The following is a 16,266-nucleotide window of genomic DNA, read 5'->3' on the forward strand; positions in this document are numbered from 1 at the left end:
GTGTATCCTCTGCTGCTAAAGCATCAATTACTGGGCCGCTGTGGTTTCCACTACCGCACTACCAGGCGTTAAGGCTGATATACCACCGGTAATCACTTTATCGCCGGCGTTTAATCCTTGCGTAACCTGCCAGTTTTTTCCTTGCATAATGCCAAGCTCAACAGCCACTTGTTGTACCGTATTATTAGCATCGACCACCCAGACACTACTTTTGCCGCTGGCATCAAACTGCACGGCGCGTTGCGGGATCAAGATGGCATCCGCTATCTGAGCTTGTGGTGCTTTTACTCTTACGTACATACCCGGTAACAGCATATTCTCAGTATTATCAAACTCACCGCGCAAGGTGATCTGTCCGGTGCTGCGTTCAACGGCAATATCGCTAAAAAGCAAATCGCCTTTTGCTTCATAACGCGTACCTTCGATGGTTGCGGTTAGTTTTTTATCTTGGCTATCAGCAAGTTGGCCGCTTTTCAGCAACTGCTGTAATTCCAGTGCTTTTGCCACCGGCTGGGTAAAATCGACATACACTGGGTTAAGTTGTTGTATGGTAGTTAGCAATGTTGCTTCGCCCTGCCCAACTAACGCGCCTTCGGTTGTTAATGCCCGGCCAATTCGCCCAGAAATTGGAGCGGTTACCGTGGCATAACTTAAATCTAGTTTGGCACTAACAACACTTGCTCTTGCCGAACTAACAGCAGCTTGCGCTGTACGAAGCTCTGCCAAGGCAGTATCTAAATCTTGCTGGCTAATCGCTTCTATTTTGGCAAGCGGTTCATAACGTGTTACTTTTGCTCGTGCATTTACCAACTCTGCATCCGCTTTTGCTTGTTCGCCTTCGGCCCGTGTTAAGGCCGCTTTTAACGGTGCTGGATCAATTTGAAATAATACATCGCCCGCAGCGACATCCGCACCTTCTGTAAAATGCCGCTGTAAGATAATACCGGCAACACGTGCGCGCACTTGTGCAACTCGCATCGGCTCTACCCGGCCTGGCAGATCACTAATCAGCACTAACTTTTCAGCCCTAACGCTAAGTGTGGTTACCGGAAGTGCCCCTGCCTCTTGTGGTACCGCTGGTGTTGAGTCGGAGCATCCCACAAGTGACAAAGCACTGGACAAAAGCACAACAGCGGTAATGCTGCGGCGAGTAAACGGCTTATTCATGATTCACCTTACAAGTTAAAGTACAAAACGCGGCTATTATACACCCTAAAATCAAATGAGACAATATCGTCTCATTTGACACTTTGATGAATTAAGCGCAAACTATCGCAATAGAATTACTAATTGTGGGGTTATCATGCAACTAGACGATAACTTATTAAGAAAGCTAGCAAAGGCCATGGTAGAGCAACCACGCGCAACGGTTAAAGATTTAGCGGAAGCCATTGGTGTGAGTCGTGCCACCTTACATCGTACCTTTGGTTCAAGAGAATCGATAGTTGAGAAAATTAACGAGTACGGCACAGCAGTACTTAATCATATCGCTGATACCATTTCAGCTAAGAGTGTCGAACCTACAGATGCCTCGTTATCATCACTTATCAATATGCATCTTGAACATCGGGAAGTATTGATTTATCAAATGTTTAATTACACAGCCGAAGTTTGTACAGTAGAAAATACCCTATGGGCACATTATAGTAATGCGATTGATCGCTACTTTTTAGCGGGGCAACAAGTGGGCTTGTTTCGTATTGATATTAATGCTGCCGCACTAACAGAATATTTTGTGTCTTTGATTTATAGCACTGCAGATGCTGAGCGACGCGGCCGTTTGGCTAATGCCGAATCAGTTAAGTTACTTACGCGATTTTTTTTACATGGCGCCAAAGGAAACTAGGAGCTGTTTATCTTTTGTGATGAACCGTAACAGTGGAGATATTCGTAATATAACGTTTGAATATCTCCACTGTATACCGATATGGGCAGGGCGAAGCGCTAAAGTACAACAATCTTATTGTTAGCTATTGTCTTGGCGTTCCAGAAAATCTTTAAACTCAATAGTATAAAGCCGTAACAGCACCATGGTTAACGCAAAAATAATTGGCCCATAAATCAAACCAATTAAACCAAAGAGTTGCAAACCACCCAACAGTGATAAAAATATCAGCAAGGTACTCATTTGCGAACTGCCCTGCATCAAAATTGGCCGCAAGATGTGTGATTCATAGAGATCGTTTCAATCTTCTCAGCTCTAATTCAAGCCTGTAGTTTTGTTCTTGTAGGGGTTCTTTTGCTGGCTCATAAAGCTCCTGAACCTCTTCAGAATAAGGCGTTTGTTCAGCCATTTCGAAGTATCGTTCCATGGGTGTTTTTCCATGGTGTGCGCTATGAGGCCTCTCCCAGTTGTAGTAATGCTGCCATTCAGCAAGCAGGCTATCTAAATCGTCTGATGCTAAGTCTACCGTTGCATAAAACTCTGTTTTATCAGTTTTCTGTGAGCGCTCTACTTTGCCATTTAGGTGAGGTGAAGCAGGTTTATTTGGTCTGAATTTGCTGAGGTATCCCCAGAAATTCTGTAGTTAAAATAAAATGTTAGTTGATTGGGGAACATTCATGGCGGTTCCTGATCTGATCATTCGCCAAAACTCCCACACCGCGGATGCTCACCATGAATGTAAAAGCTATGCTCGCTGATTTCCTCACCTTTGTCACGCCAAAATCAATGCATAAAGCCCGATTTTCGGTTTTGCTAGATGCGGTAACCGCCCTGGCAAAGGATGCGTGTTGCACCGTTACTGCGATTGGCCGGGCGATGCCTGGCTCTTCAGATAAGGTCAGTATCAAACGGGCAGATCGTCTACTCAATAATCCTAACCTGCAACGAGAGCTGCCATTGATTTATGCTGCGCTGACGGCTTCTATTGTTGGCCATAAAACTAAGCCGATGATTTTGGTTGACTGGAGCAATGCCGATACTGCCAAGCGACACTTTATCCTGCGTGCCAGCATTGCCGCTGACGGTAGAGCGTTGACTCTGCTACAGAAGATTGCCGCCGCAGAAGATTATACCTGCCCACACCTACACGGGGCGTTTTTAAAGCAGCTTAAAGCCATGCTACCCAAGGACTGTAAGCCCGTAATTGTCACTGACGCGGGGTTTAAAGTTCCATGGCTGAAACAAGTGCGTAAGCTGGGATGGCATTATGTAGCTAGAGTTCGAGGCAATGTGAAGCTTAAATTGGCAGAGCAGGACAAGTTTATCAGTGTTAATCAGCTTTATCGGCAAGCGAAGAAGGATCCAAAAAGTGTAGGAAAAATCATGCTTGCCCAAACACAACACTATGAAACGCAGGCCGTCCTGGTTGGCAAAGGTTATAAGCTATTGAAACGCGATAAAAATAAGACGTATAAGGAACCATGGTTGTTGGTGTCATCCTTAGCTGACTGCCATGGGTATGCGGATAAAATTGCTAAGTGCTACAGTAGCCGAATGCAAATTGAAGAAAGCTTCCGTGATCAGAAAAGTCACCGCTATGGCCTGGGTAGCGATTTGCATGGTACCAAGAAGAAATCTCGCTTAGAGATACTGCTACTACTGGCCGCATTGGTTAATTGGTTTCATTACCTGCTAGGTAGCGCAGCGGAGAAAGCGGGTTTGCACCTGCGTTATCAAGCTAACACCGTTAAAAATAGGCGGGTATTGGCCCTGAATTTCCTTGGGATATTACTTTGCAAAGAACCCAAACAGCGAATACGCAGGCAATATTATCAGCAGGGACTTAAACAAATACTACAGTGGGTGGTTCAGTGGGACTGGGCAGTAATCAAACAGGCTGATAGCTGATTGTATGAATGGAAATTTTGTGGGGATCCCTCAGGAAAATGGTAGTACAACCTTATTAGATAAAACCGAGAGTATAATGTTAGAACTGGGTAAGCATTACAGCTTGCTAGCAGAGAAAAATAACGCAGCGCCATCGGGTTATCAGTTAAAACTAGTGCACTAGCTTGGGCTAAAATAAAAAAGGCGATCTTAAGATCGCCTTTTTTGTTATCAGCACTTATGCGGTTATCCGCGTCGCTTAATTAAAAGCTGTAGTTAGCGCCCAAGGCAAATAATTGGCCTTTGTTGCTGTAATCACCTTGATAACCGCTGTTATATAAGCGTTCATCTTGCTGATTGTATTCATGTTCATTTACCTGCACATCGCCAGTAAATAAATAGCCGTAAGCCAAATCTACACTTAAATTATCCGCCAGCTGCCAGTTCGCACCTACTGATAACCAAACCCGATTATCGGTTGGAATACGTGCGGTTTTACGTTCTGATTTAATCGGGTTTTCATCATAAGCAACACCGGCTTTTAACGTTAGGTCGCTTTGCAATGCATAACTAGCGCCAAGGGCAAATGACCAGCTATTCGTCCAATATTCAGGAATATAACCAATTTGACCTGGGTTGTTCAGATTAGCCTCTTGCTGGGTATTTAATGAAATACTAGGTTGAGCATCGGTGCTGAGGATATCGATGCTTTGAAACTTGCTCCACTGGGTCCATGCTGCGCTAAATTGCACAGACAACGCTTTGCTAAGTTGCTGGTCTAGGCTAAATGCCAGTGTCGCAGGCGTGGTTAATGCAAGTTTGCTTGCTTCAGTAAGTAAGCTTTGTGCTGCAAGTTTACCGGTTTTTAAATCAATTGCCGGTAAGTGAGGTTTAGTCACCATATAGTTTGGGTTGCCAACAACATTGGCGCTAGTAATAGGTGTGTTGGTAATGGTTGAATCACCCGTTAAGGTAAAGTGAAGTGCCGAATGGTAGGTTAGTGCTAAACGAGTACCAACCACAGGCTCACCATGAATACCTAGAGTGTAACCAAATGTAACATCGTCACCTTCCACTTCGTAGTGGCTATTGCAGTAGGCCTCGTTATATACCGGTGCACCGAACATAGCATTAATGGTTTGTTCACCTAGCTCACACAGGCCGCTATGATCTTTCGCTTTAGATAGGGTACCGGTCGCGCGGTTAATTGAAATACCCATACCCACTGACCATTGCTCATTTAGCTTATAACCAATACTGGGTTGTAAACTAAGCACTTGTATTGACGTTTCATCAGCAAAGTATCGGCCAACAAAGTCGTCGTCATAGTCAGATGACAAGCCATAGGGTACATAAAGCCCAATACCCCAACTTAAGGTTTCAGAAAAAGTATCACTATAAAATACATAGGGCACTAATTCGTTAAGGCTATTACTTCCTTCGCTACGGCCAAGTACTGGCTGACCATTAGCACTTTGCGCTTGGGCATTGCTGTAATGTGTTTTTGCCGTAATAAAATTAAGACCGCCACTGAGTTGACGACCAGAAAGCCGTGTTAGGGCAGCTGGGTTCGAATACACTAAGCTAGCATCGGTAATTTGCGCACCACGGCCAGCATAAGCATTACCCATACTACTGACAGACTGTTCAAATAGCTTGTAGCCTTCAGCCTGCGCCGACAGACTAAATAACACAGAACATACGCCAATTGAGATGGCGGTTTTTCTAATCATATATACATACCCTGTTGAACGTAAAAACCTGCAGTATAAAGAGGTCATACCATGGAGTACATACTCTAATTCGTAAATAATTGTTGCTTGGTCGTTAAATTAACAAAATTACTATAGTTAACTATCGTGCATCTGACTAAAAATTCGTGGTTTAGGCCACTCATTTTTAATCCAATTTAATTTGTTAGTATTTAAGCGTTCTATCTTATTGAAAAACAACTGAAATAAGTTGTTACACAAGCTGGCACACGCTCTGCATTATTGGTGGTAACTTATTCAGTATTATGTTTTCCGAAGGATGGACCATGAAAACGCCAAACCATTTTAAACTTACCGCGCTCGCCGCTATTTTCAGTTGCTTTGTTCTAACTGCGTGTAATGGCGCGAATAGCTCAACGGCCAGTAGCACCGCAGATGTGATACTGACGATTCCCGTTGAAGCGGTATTAACCCGTCATGGCGAAATTAGCAGTAGTTATCGCACTACGGCAACACTTGAAGCCCGCGGTGAGGCTGAGGTTATTAGTAAAGCAACGGGTATAGTGCAACATATTTTGGTTGAAGAGGGCGATGCGGTTAGCGCTGGACAATTATTGGCACAGCTAGACAATGAACGTCAGCAATATAGCTTGAATAAAGAAAAAGCCGAGTTGAACCGTTTGGCTAGCGAGTTAACCCGAACCAAAGAGATGCACGAACGTAAGTTGATCAGTAGCGACGTATTTGAAAAGTTGCAATGGCAGTTTGATGCAATGCAAGCCTCGGTTAACTTAGCTGAACTCGCGTTAAAAGAAACTGAGGTTCGTGCGCCAATTAGCGGCGTAATATCGCGTCGTTACGCCAAACTAGGGCAATTGGTTAATCAATACGCAACCCAATCATTATTCCATATTGTCTCTAATCAGCAATTAGAGGCGGTAGTGCATTTGCCAGAGCAGCAGCTAGCCCAAGCGCGTATTGGCCAAAATGCGTTATTAGAATTTGCCGGTATGTTACCCGTTAACGCCGAGTTAGTGCGTATTTCGCCAGTAGTTGATGCGGCTTCAGGCACTGTGCGCGCGGTTTTAAGAGTGGCTAACGAACAGCAATTATTAAAGCCCGGTATGTTTGCTCAGGTGCAGTTACAGTTTGATGTTAAAGCCGATGCATTATTACTACCCAAACGTGCCTTAATGACGACCGATAATAGCCCAACCGTATTTGTGGTTAACGCTGAAAATAAGGTTAGCCGTAAATCGGTAAGCTTGGGGTATCAGTCTGACAACACAGTAGAAATATTGTCCGGTTTGGCACTGGGTGACAAAGTGGTTATTGCTGGGCAGTCTGCGCTTAAAGACGATGCTTTGGTTAATGTGGTTAGCGTTAAACAATTCGAATAGTTCAAGGATGATGCTATGAAGTTAGTTGATACCGCGGTAAACCGTCCTGTTGCTATTTGGATGTTTACGCTAGGCATTTTGCTGTTTGGTTTAGTTGCCGCTGGGCGTTTAGCGGTAAATTTATTACCCGACTTATCGTATCCGTCATTAACCGTACGCACTGAATTTGTCGGCGCTGCACCGGCTGAAGTAGAGCAGTTGGTGAGTAAACCTATAGAAGAGGCCGTCGGCATAGTTAAAGGCGTGCGTAAAGTACAGTCGGTGTCGCGCTCTGGTCGCTCTGATGTGGTCATGGAGTTTGATTGGGGCACCAATATGGATGTTGCCGCGCTAGATGTGCGCGAAAAGCTAGATGTTTTATTCTTACCGCTAGAAATAGAAAAGCCGTTATTACTGCGTTTTAACCCTAATTTAGATCCTATTATTCGCTTTGCGTTAAGCCGTGATAATGCCGGTAACGCCATAAGCCCCGCACAGTTAGTAAGCTTACGCACCTTTGCCGAAGAGGATTTACGTCGCGCACTGGAGTCGGTGTCGGGCGTTGCAGCGGTGCGGCCTGATGGCGGTTTAAGCCAAGAAATTCAAATTTTGGTCGACCCGCAGAAGTTGAGCCAATTACAGCTTGATATTAGCCAAATCAGTTCGCGCTTACGCGAAGAAAACCTAAACCAAGCCGGCGGCCGTTTAGAAACGCCAAGCTATGATTATTTAGTCCGAACCATTAATCAATTTGCCGACTTAAAACAAATTGAAAATTTGTATATTGCTGAAGTGGCAGGCAGCCAAATACGCTTAAAAGATATTGCCCAAGTTAAAGATAGCTTTGTCGATCGACAAAGTATTACCTATGTTGACGGTAAAGAAGCCATCGAGGTGGCGATTTATAAAGAGGGCGATGCTAACACGGTGCAAGTGGCTAAAACCCTACTTGCTCAACTACCAAAATTAGAGAAAACCTTACCGGCTGGCTATAAGCTAACGTTGGTTTATGATCAGTCTGAATTTATTAAGCAAGCTATAGATGAAGTAAAGTCGTCGGCGGTTGTTGGTGGTTTGCTTGCCATGCTGGTGTTATATCTATTTTTACGTAATGTCTGGGCAACAATCATTATTTCAATATCTATCCCGTTATCGGTTATAGCGACCTTTAATTTGATGTATGGCCAGGGCATAACGCTAAACATGATGAGCTTAGGCGGTATTGCATTAGCGGTGGGCTTACTGGTTGATAATGCCATTGTGGTACTAGAAAACATTGCACGACATAAAGAGCTAGGCAAGGACGCATTTAGTGCGGCTAAAATTGGCACCAGTGAAGTTGCCATGGCGATTACCGCGTCAACATTAACTACTGTTGCGGTATTTTTCCCCTTAGTCTTTATTGAAGGCATTGCCGGCCAGTTGTTTCGTGATCAAGCACTAACGGTTACTTTTGCGTTACTCGCATCTTTAGTGGTTGCGCTAACGCTTATCCCTACGATGGCAGCCCGTGAACGCAGCGTTAAAGCCGAGCCGAAGTTAGTAGCGGCTGAACCGGATAAGGTATTGGTGCGTCGTTGGTATTATTGGCCAACCTGGCCGTTGCGAATAGTAGGCCGTGCCCTTAGCGGTTTATTTATGCTTATTGCTACCTTATTCACGCTAGGTTTTCGCCTGATTAGCCGTTCATTAGCCTTTATTTTTAAACCTTTGCTATCGCTAGTGCAGTGGTTTTTAGTTTTGCTAGAAAAAAACTATCGGCGCGCACTGCAAGCGGCATTAGGGTTAAAAGGCTTAACTATCGCTCTGACCTTATTGGTTGCTGGCGGATGTTATACCTTGCTACCTCGATTAGGCGCCGACGTTATTCCTGCTATGAGCCAAGGTGAGTTCTTTGTCGAAGTGCAATTGCCGGTCGGTAGCGCCATTGAACAAACCGACAAGGTATTGGTTAACCTTGCCGCTATTGCGGGTGAGCAAGCTGCGGTTAAACGTAGTTATGCGCAAGCGGGTACAGGTTCGCAAATGACGGTTGATCCAAGTGTGGGCGGTAGCCATTGGGGTAGGTTAAATGTTGTACTCAACAGTGGTACTAGCAAAGAACAAGAACAACAGGTTATTGCTCATTTACGTGACTATTTAGCTCGACAACCTGACATTATGGTGAAAATTGATCGGCCACAGCTGTTCAGCTTTAGTACACCGTTAGAAATAGAGCTGTCTGGGTATGAATTAACACAGCTAAAAACCGCGGCAGATAGTTTAGTGATAGCGCTAGAGGCGGATGCGCGTTTTACTGATGTAAAAACCAGCTTACGTCAAGGCCAGCCTGAAATTACGCTGTACTTTAATCATGCCTTGTTATCGCAACTCGGTATGACATCTCACGATGTCGCCAAACGGGTAGCGGCTTATATTGGTGGCGAACTCGCCGGCCAGTATTCGGTCAATGATCGTAAAGTTGATATTCGCGTACGTTTATCCGAAGAGTATCGCCAGTCCGAGCAACAGCTAGCGCAGCTGATTATTAACCCGGGCAGCAGCAAGCCGTTACCGCTTTCTGCGGTGGCGCAAATTAAACGTGAAACTGGACCAAGCGAAATCACCCGTATTGGTCAGCAGCGGGTTGCTGTTGTTAGCGCCAACCTCGCGTTTGGCGATTTAGAGCAAGCTACTCAAGCCGCCACTGCCGTATTAGCGGCTCAGCGTTTGCCCTATGGCGTAACTGCAGCAGTAATGGGCCAAAGCGAAGAGATGGAACGGGCCTATACCTCGCTAACAATGGCGCTACTATTAGCGGTATTCTTGGTGTATTTAGTTATGGCATCGCAGTTTGAAAACCTGCTACAGCCATTACTTATTCTTTTTACGGTGCCATTAGCTGGCGCCGGCGCAATACTGGGGTTGTGGTTAACCAATACCCGTTTATCTGTCATTGTTTTTATTGGTTTAATTATGCTGGCCGGCATAGTGGTAAATAATGCCATTGTATTGATTGACCGCATTAACCAGTTGCGAGCAGAAGGTTTGGGCATACAGCAGGCAATATTAGATGCGGGTACTAGCCGGTTACGGCCAGTATTAATGACTACACTAACCACCATATTAGGCTTGTTACCTATGGCAATTGGTGGTGGCGACGGCAGCGAAATTCGTGCGCCTATGGCAATTACGGTTATTTTTGGTTTGGCTTTAGCCACCATGCTTACCTTATTATTTATTCCTGTGTTGTATGCATTGTTTAGCCGAGATCATGCACAAGTGGCTGTGAATAATAGCGCCAGCGCTGTGGAGACAAGGCTATGAACCAGCAACCGCTTGGCTTAACTCGCTTTGCTTTAAACCGCCCAGTAACCATTTGCATGTTGTTTTTATCCATGTTGGTATTTGGCATTATTGCTAGCCGGATGCTGTTGTTAGAGCGGTTTCCGGGTATTGATATCCCGCAAATTTTTATTAACGTGCCGTATAACAATGCAACCCCAAACGAAATTGAGCGATTGATCACGCGGCCACTTGAAGAAGCACTGGCAACGGTAACCGGCGTGAAACAAATGCGCTCTTGGTCTAACGAAAACAGCGCAGAGGTGTCGTTAGAATTTAAATGGGAAGAAAATATCAATAGTAAAAGCATTGAAGTACGTGAACGGCTCGATAGCATTCGTCATTTATTACCCAAAGATGTTGAGCGGGTATTGGTATTTCAGTTTAATACTAATGATATGCCGATCTTTCAGTTGCGTATTTCTAGTGAGCGCGATTTGGCAATGGCTTACGATCTGCTTGAAAGGCAAATAAAACGACAGCTAGAGCGTGTGCCCGGCGTATCAAAGGTTGAGCTGTATGGCGTAGAAAAGCGTCAAGTTATTATTCGGCTTAACCCCGATAAGATGCGAGCGTTAAACATTGATGCTGCCGCTATTGTTAATACGTTACGACAAAACAACTTCGCCATGACGGCCGGTGAACTTCGCAATAGCCATAATAGTATTTTGGTTAAACCGGTAGGTGAATACCGCTCGTTAGAAGAAATAGCGGCACTGCCACTGCGCCCGGGCTTAAGTTTACGAGAGGTGGCCACAGTGCAGCTTGAGTTGCCTAAGCGTGAAGATGGCCGGCATTTAGATCAAAGCTATGCGGTTGGCATGAATGTATTTAAAGAGTCAGGCGCTAACCTAGTTGAAGTGTCGCGCGCAGCATTAGCCGTGGTTGATAACGTGCGAAAAGACCCTGCGTTTAATGGCATTAGTTTATTTATTATGGATGATACCGCCAAAGGCGTAACCACATCGTTGGCTGATCTATTAAGTGCCGGCAGTGTTGGTGCACTGTTATCTTTTGCCGTGCTGTATTTATTTTTACGGCACATAGGCACTACCTTAGTGGTGGTGCTTGCGGTGCCAGTTTCGATCAGTATTGCCCTTGGTATCATGTATTTTATGGGTTACAGCCTAAATATTCTTAGCATGATGGGGCTAATGTTAGCTATCGGCATGTTGGTAGATAACGCCGTGGTGGTTACAGAAAGCATTTTTCGTGAACGAGCACTGGATGGCGATGTTAAAGCGGCAACCGCCCGAGGCGTGCGCCGCGTTAGTTTGGCGGTCGTGGCCGGCACTGTAACTACCGTTATTGTGTTTTTACCCAATATCGTTGGCCAAAAAATGATGCTAACTATCTTCCTTGAGCATGTGGCCATTGCCATTTGTTTATGTTTAGCCATTAGCTTATTAATGGCGTTAACGTTAATTCCGCTATTAACTACCATATTAAAAGTGCAAGTGTTACAAGAGCCTAAGCCCGGTGTATCTGATGTTATTTATCGCAAAGTCTTAGGTTGGACGATGGCGCACCCGCGCTGGTCTACCTTTATTTCTATTGTCTTGCTGTGCAGCATTGTTATTCCTATTGGCGCGGTATCTGGCGGCGAAGAAAATAATGATGATCAAAACCGTATTTTCCTCAATTACAACGTACAAGGTAATTATGCGTTGGCTGAAGTTGAAGCCGAAGTGAATACGATGGAGCAGTACCTGTATGCTAACAAAGACAAATTTGATATTGAGTCGGTGTATAGTTATTACAGTGCTGGTAATGCGAGCTCAACGTTAATTCTAAAACCACAGCTAAGCCAGCCGCTTATCGAATTAAAAAAAGCCATTCGCAAAGATTGGCCAACCTTAGTGCGTTCTAAGCCCTCGTTTGGCTGGGGCAGTGATGGCGGCTTGCAGGTACACTTGCTGGGTAACTCGACTGAAATTCTAATGCAACTTGCCGGTGATATTGAACCCATATTAGCGAATATGAAAGGGCTTGAGGATGTCAGCTCAGATATTGCCCGTGGCCAACAAGAAATTCAAATAACCCTTAAATTAGAGCAACTGCAGCGCCATGGTTTAAATGCGCAACAAGTTGCTAATGCAGTGGCACTGGCACTGCGCGGTACTAACTTACGCACCTTTAGAACTATTGAACAAGGTGAGCTGTTAATGCGAGTACTTTATGATGAACGAGTAAGTCACTCTTTAGCGGAATTGTCGGCATTACCTGTTTTAACTAAAGATGGCGTCGTTATTAGCTTGCAGCAATTAGCTGACCTAAAAGCCGCGCCACGCTTAGATAGGATCAGCCGGTTTGATCGACAAACCGGTATCGCCATTCGGATGAATTTAGCTAAAGATTACAACATTGATAAGGCGCGTGAAGATATTAAAAAAGTGATGGATCAACTAGCCTTACCGCCGGGTTTTCGCTGGTCATTTCAAGGCAGCTTTCAAAGCCAAGATGAATCACAACAGGTAATGGTCGTAAACATGCTACTTGCAGTGGCGATGATTTATCTGGTGATGGCTGCGTTATTTGAGTCATTGTTATTGCCTACAGCAGTGATAGGTTCATTACTATTTTCAATGGTTGGCGTGTTTTGGACCTTTATGTTTACCGGCACCACTATTGGCATTATGGGCATGATTGGCATGTTGGTACTAATGGGTATCGTAGTTAATAACGGCATAGTATTAGTCGACCGTATTAATCAGGAGCGAAATGACGCGCCCAACGCACCATTAAAAGAGTTAATTCTTCACGCCAGTGAATCGCGTTTGCGGCCGATATTAATGACGGTAGCTACGACGATATTAGGCCTAGTGCCGCTGGCATTAGGTGGAACCCAATTAGGTGGCGACGGCCCAAGCTATGCGCCAATGGCGATAGCTATTATTGGCGGTCTGCTATTTTCTACTTTAACCAGCTTAGTTTTAGTGCCACTTACTTATTGGGGGCTCGTTAATATGACGTATCGCTGGGCTAACTGGAAAGCGAATACTAAACGATGGGCCGATAAAATTTGGGCTTAGGTTTAACCTGTACTTAGTGTAAAAAGCGAAGCAGCAGCTTCGCTTTTTTTATGGCGCTGATCCATGATTAACTGTTGCAACAATAGGGCGCTTTACCTACCCTATAGTTGATTTTACTAAAAACAACAGGAAACACTTATGCGATATAACGCCTTGTGGTTAGCGCTTGCGATTAGCGGTGCATTAACTGCGTGTTCGCCAGCGGATAAAGCCTCAACTAATGCCGCCACTCAGTCTAGCGACACTGCAACGACAGCCGCATTACTGCCTGAATTCAATAAGCGTTTAGATATTTATTATAACGTTGATTTAACTGCCGATTTATCAGGATTAAATGTTAAGCAACGTCAAATGCTAGGTAAGCTTATTGATGCCAGCAAAGTAATGGATGATTTATTTTGGCGCCAAGCGTTTGGTGAAAATAAAGCCGAGTTTTTGGCAAAGTTACCCGAGGGCAAGGTACGTCAATTTGCCGATATTAACTATGGACCTTGGGACAGATTAAAAGGCGATGAAGCATTTTTAACTGGTTATGCCGAAAAGCCTGCTGGTGCTCAGTTTTATCCTGCTGATATGACTAAAGCTGAATTTGAAGGTGCTGAGCTTGCCGATAAAACCGGTTTATATTCTGTTATTCAACGTAATAGCAGCGGCGAGTTAGTCAGTGTACCTTATTCAGTAATATACAAAACTGAGCTGGAAGCGACAGCCAAGCTACTAACAGAAGCGTCGTTACTGTCTGAGGATAAAGAATTTGCTAATTATTTGCAGTTACGCGCTCAAGCGCTGTTGACCGATAATTACCAGCAATCAGACTTTGCCTGGATGGCAATGAAAAATAACCCTATTGAGCTGGTACTTGGCCCAATAGAAACCTATGAAGACCAGCTATTTGGTTATCGCGCAGCGTTTGAAGCCTATGTGCTGATTAAAGATTTAAGCTGGAGTGAAAAGCTGGCTAAATATGCTGCTACCTTGCCAGCTCTACAAGTAGGTTTACCCGTAGCTGATGCTTATAAAACCGAAACACCTGGCGGCGATGCCGACTTAAATGCCTATGACGTGGTGTATTATGCTGGCCATTCTAATGCGGGCTCAAAAACTATTGCGATAAACTTACCCAATGACGAGCAAGTGCAGCTAGAAAAAGGCACGCGCCGCTTACAGCTGAAAAATGCCATGCAAGCTAAGTTTGAGCACATTATGCAACCGATTGCGAATTTGCTGATTACGCCAGAGCAACGCAAGCATGTCACTTTTAATGCGTTTTTTAATAATACAATGTTCCATGAAGTGGCCCATGGTTTAGGCATTAAAAACACCATTAATGGCAACGGCACGGTACGCCAAGCGTTAAAAGAGTATGCCTCGGCATTGGAAGAGGGTAAAGCCGATATTCTTGGCCTCTATATGATTACTCAGCTGATGCAGCAAGGTATGTTAGACGAGGGCGTACTCGAAGATTACTACACCACATTTATGGCCGGTATTTTTCGCTCGGTACGCTTTGGTGCATCCAGTGCGCACGGTACTGCTAATATGATCCGCTTTAACTATTTTGCCGAGCAGGGGGCTTTTGTGCGTAATGATGACGGCACATACAAAGTAGATTATGAAAAAATGCAGCAGGCGATGACCTCGTTATCTGAGCTTATTCTTACCTTACAGGGTGATGGTAATTACGCAGGTGTTAGCGCATTAGTTGCGGATAAAGGCATTATTAAAGCGCAACTAGCTGCCGATTTGGCCCGCTTAGCCGCTGCTGATATTCCGGTTGATGTGGTGTTTAATCAAGGCAAGAAAGTGTTAGGCCTTAATTAATTTTATAAAGCTGAAAATAAAAAAGGCGCTTTTATAGCGCCTATTTTTGCGTTTACTATTTAAGCTTAAATTTAACAGTTTACTTATCGGGTGCTAAATATTCTCGATCATAAAAGGTGCGTAACCAATGGGGGCGGTAAACCGCCATTAGTGTAATAGCACTGCCATTTAATAAGGCTTCTGGAAACCAAATAAGTAACGACAGCTGCCAATAATCGTTATAAATAGTGCGCCAATCAAAACGACCTTCTAAGCCAAACCAGAGTGCAGTTAAACTGATATGCAGTGTTATGGTTAACGCGGCACAAATAAAACCGGCTACAAAAATATAGACAAAAAGATGCCGCGTTAAATACCTATAGCTTGCCAAAAATAAGGTATAGCTAAATAAGCTGGGTAAAATAAAGGTGCACAAGGAAAATAGCCCAGCATCTTGCCAAGGTAATTTTGCAAACACAATTAATAGAATAGTGGGCAATATACAAATCCAGCAAGCAATACGCCAGCCATGGCAAAGCACCAAGGTAGTGACTAATAAAAAGTGCAAATTAAGGCCATCTTTAATACCTGCCTGCACATTCCAAAATAAACTTAAGGCGACAGCAGAGGCAAAAACTAAATGTTGATAGTCAGGTTCTGAGAGTAATTTAGGTAAAAATTCGCGCGGAAAATAGTATAACAGTAACGCTAATGCGATTAACGCACCGGCAATTTGCCAGCTGGTCATGCGATGGGTTCTCGTAGTAACAAGATGGCAGCATTATAGCGTCTTCTAGCGATGTCGTCATTGGACTAAATTAAATTTGTCGCAGCAACAGCTTGTATTTCTCATTGTTGGCGCTCACTATATTGGCTTGCGGCAATTATATTTTGCCGGAGCAATAGTGTTTTGGGGTGTTATGCGTTGGCTTAGTTTTTTTGCCATTCTATTTTACATAGGTTTATTGTGTACTCCGCAATCTTTTGCTGTGCACGATGTTCGCTTATCACCGTTAGCCGACACTCAGCTACAAGCGTTATTGCCAGGTTTGCCGGCGCATGCTGTTGATAACACACAAAATAATGATGATGACCCTCCAGCGCTTCCCAGCACCCTAATTCCTAATGTACTTAAACGGGTTAGCTGCAATGTTATTGCCTATAGCCGTGTAGTAAGTAATTTCCCTGTATTTAGTCACTACCGCGTACGCGCGCCACCCGCTTTTTTCTCACTATAAATTTATGCG

At 44.3% G+C, this 16,266-nt stretch carries 12 protein-coding genes and 1 pseudogene; 8 read left to right on the plus strand and 5 right to left on the minus strand.

The window, feature by feature from the left end:
- Window positions 1–27: 27 nt before the first annotated feature.
- The gene (locus E0Z06_RS05865; protein ID WP_125891654.1) at window positions 28–1,167 is read right to left on the minus strand and encodes an efflux RND transporter periplasmic adaptor subunit; all 1,140 of its coding nucleotides are present in this window, start codon (window positions 1,165–1,167) and stop codon (window positions 28–30) included.
- Between the two features lie 136 nt (window positions 1,168–1,303).
- On the opposite strand from E0Z06_RS05865, the gene E0Z06_RS05870 reads away from it, so the two are divergent.
- On the plus strand, window positions 1,304–1,846 hold the full coding sequence (locus E0Z06_RS05870; RefSeq protein WP_132582786.1) for a TetR family transcriptional regulator: 543 nt from the start codon (window positions 1,304–1,306) through the stop codon (window positions 1,844–1,846).
- A gap of 120 nt (window positions 1,847–1,966) precedes the next feature.
- Here E0Z06_RS05870 and E0Z06_RS05875 read toward each other — a convergent pair whose 3' ends face one another.
- Window positions 1,967–2,128: a hypothetical protein gene (locus tag E0Z06_RS05875; protein ID WP_243695569.1), complete on the minus strand. Its 162-nt coding sequence runs from the start codon at window positions 2,126–2,128 to the stop codon at window positions 1,967–1,969.
- A 43-nt stretch (window positions 2,129–2,171) separates the two neighbouring features.
- Window positions 2,172–2,501: pseudogene (locus E0Z06_RS05880) on the minus strand (integrase core domain-containing protein); the annotation flags it as partial.
- A gap of 107 nt (window positions 2,502–2,608) precedes the next feature.
- On the opposite strand from E0Z06_RS05880, the gene E0Z06_RS05885 reads away from it, so the two are divergent.
- Together E0Z06_RS05885 and E0Z06_RS15565 are read left to right on the plus strand one after the other, a co-directional pair.
- Window positions 2,609–3,793, plus strand: a complete 1,185-nt coding sequence (locus tag E0Z06_RS05885; protein WP_002001451.1) for an IS4-like element ISEc29 family transposase — start codon at window positions 2,609–2,611, stop codon at window positions 3,791–3,793.
- Window positions 3,794–3,797: 4 nt separating this feature from the next.
- Window positions 3,798–3,956 (plus strand): hypothetical protein, encoded by a 159-nt coding sequence (locus E0Z06_RS15565; protein ID WP_165907375.1) that lies wholly within the window; start codon window positions 3,798–3,800, stop codon window positions 3,954–3,956.
- 79 nt (window positions 3,957–4,035) lie between these two features.
- Here E0Z06_RS15565 and E0Z06_RS05890 read toward each other — a convergent pair whose 3' ends face one another.
- Window positions 4,036–5,505 (minus strand): outer membrane protein transport protein, encoded by a 1,470-nt coding sequence (locus E0Z06_RS05890; protein ID WP_132582788.1) that lies wholly within the window; start codon window positions 5,503–5,505, stop codon window positions 4,036–4,038.
- Window positions 5,506–5,810: 305 nt separating this feature from the next.
- Here E0Z06_RS05890 and E0Z06_RS05895 point away from each other — a divergent pair, with 305 nt between their 5' ends.
- The 4 genes from E0Z06_RS05895 (at window position 5,811) to E0Z06_RS05910 (ending at window position 15,040) form a co-directional block, all read left to right on the plus strand.
- The gene (locus tag E0Z06_RS05895; protein WP_132582790.1) at window positions 5,811–6,884 is read left to right on the plus strand and encodes an efflux RND transporter periplasmic adaptor subunit; all 1,074 of its coding nucleotides are present in this window, start codon (window positions 5,811–5,813) and stop codon (window positions 6,882–6,884) included.
- Between the two features lie 15 nt (window positions 6,885–6,899).
- Window positions 6,900–10,169 carry an efflux RND transporter permease subunit gene (locus E0Z06_RS05900; protein WP_132582792.1) on the plus strand — a complete coding sequence of 1,090 codons (3,270 nt, stop codon included), beginning with the start codon at window positions 6,900–6,902 and terminating at the stop codon, window positions 10,167–10,169.
- Window positions 10,166–13,219 (plus strand): efflux RND transporter permease subunit, encoded by a 3,054-nt coding sequence (locus tag E0Z06_RS05905; protein ID WP_132582794.1) that lies wholly within the window; start codon window positions 10,166–10,168, stop codon window positions 13,217–13,219. Before E0Z06_RS05900 ends, E0Z06_RS05905 begins: the two co-directional genes overlap by 4 nt.
- Window positions 13,220–13,357: 138 nt before the next feature.
- The gene (locus tag E0Z06_RS05910) at window positions 13,358–15,040 is read left to right on the plus strand and encodes a Zn-dependent hydrolase (protein ID WP_132582796.1); all 1,683 of its coding nucleotides are present in this window, start codon (window positions 13,358–13,360) and stop codon (window positions 15,038–15,040) included.
- Window positions 15,041–15,119: 79 nt separating this feature from the next.
- On the opposite strand, the gene E0Z06_RS05915 is transcribed toward E0Z06_RS05910, so the two are convergent.
- Window positions 15,120–15,767 carry an energy-coupling factor ABC transporter permease gene (locus tag E0Z06_RS05915; RefSeq protein WP_132582798.1) on the minus strand — a complete coding sequence of 216 codons (648 nt, stop codon included), beginning with the start codon at window positions 15,765–15,767 and terminating at the stop codon, window positions 15,120–15,122.
- Between the two features lie 76 nt (window positions 15,768–15,843).
- Between E0Z06_RS05915 and E0Z06_RS05920 the strand changes: the two genes are divergently transcribed.
- Entirely contained in the window at window positions 15,844–16,257 is a 414-nt protein-coding gene (locus E0Z06_RS05920) for a hypothetical protein (RefSeq protein WP_132582799.1), read from the plus strand.
- Window positions 16,258–16,266 lie beyond the last annotated feature (9 nt).

This window comes from Rheinheimera sp. D18 (assembly GCF_004345025.1).
GTDB lineage: Bacteria > Pseudomonadota > Gammaproteobacteria > Enterobacterales > Alteromonadaceae > Alishewanella > Alishewanella metallidurans.

What these genes read in the sequence shown, in the direction of transcription:
- E0Z06_RS05865 (WP_125891654.1), bottom strand. Translation starts at nt 1,167, where the DNA reads ATGAATAAGCCGTTTACTCGCCGCAGCATTACCGCTGTTGTGCTTTTG.
- E0Z06_RS05870 (WP_132582786.1), top strand. Translation starts at nt 1,304, where the DNA reads ATGCAACTAGACGATAACTTATTAAGAAAGCTAGCAAAGGCCATGGTA.
- E0Z06_RS05875 (WP_243695569.1), bottom strand. Translation starts at nt 2,128, where the DNA reads ATGAGTACCTTGCTGATATTTTTATCACTGTTGGGTGGTTTGCAACTC.
- E0Z06_RS05885 (WP_002001451.1), top strand. Translation starts at nt 2,609, where the DNA reads ATGCTCACCATGAATGTAAAAGCTATGCTCGCTGATTTCCTCACCTTT.
- E0Z06_RS15565 (WP_165907375.1), top strand. Translation starts at nt 3,798, where the DNA reads ATGAATGGAAATTTTGTGGGGATCCCTCAGGAAAATGGTAGTACAACC.
- E0Z06_RS05890 (WP_132582788.1), bottom strand. Translation starts at nt 5,505, where the DNA reads ATGATTAGAAAAACCGCCATCTCAATTGGCGTATGTTCTGTGTTATTT.
- E0Z06_RS05895 (WP_132582790.1), top strand. Translation starts at nt 5,811, where the DNA reads ATGAAAACGCCAAACCATTTTAAACTTACCGCGCTCGCCGCTATTTTC.
- E0Z06_RS05900 (WP_132582792.1), top strand. Translation starts at nt 6,900, where the DNA reads ATGAAGTTAGTTGATACCGCGGTAAACCGTCCTGTTGCTATTTGGATG.
- E0Z06_RS05905 (WP_132582794.1), top strand. Translation starts at nt 10,166, where the DNA reads ATGAACCAGCAACCGCTTGGCTTAACTCGCTTTGCTTTAAACCGCCCA.
- E0Z06_RS05910 (WP_132582796.1), top strand. Translation starts at nt 13,358, where the DNA reads ATGCGATATAACGCCTTGTGGTTAGCGCTTGCGATTAGCGGTGCATTA.
- E0Z06_RS05915 (WP_132582798.1), bottom strand. Translation starts at nt 15,767, where the DNA reads ATGACCAGCTGGCAAATTGCCGGTGCGTTAATCGCATTAGCGTTACTG.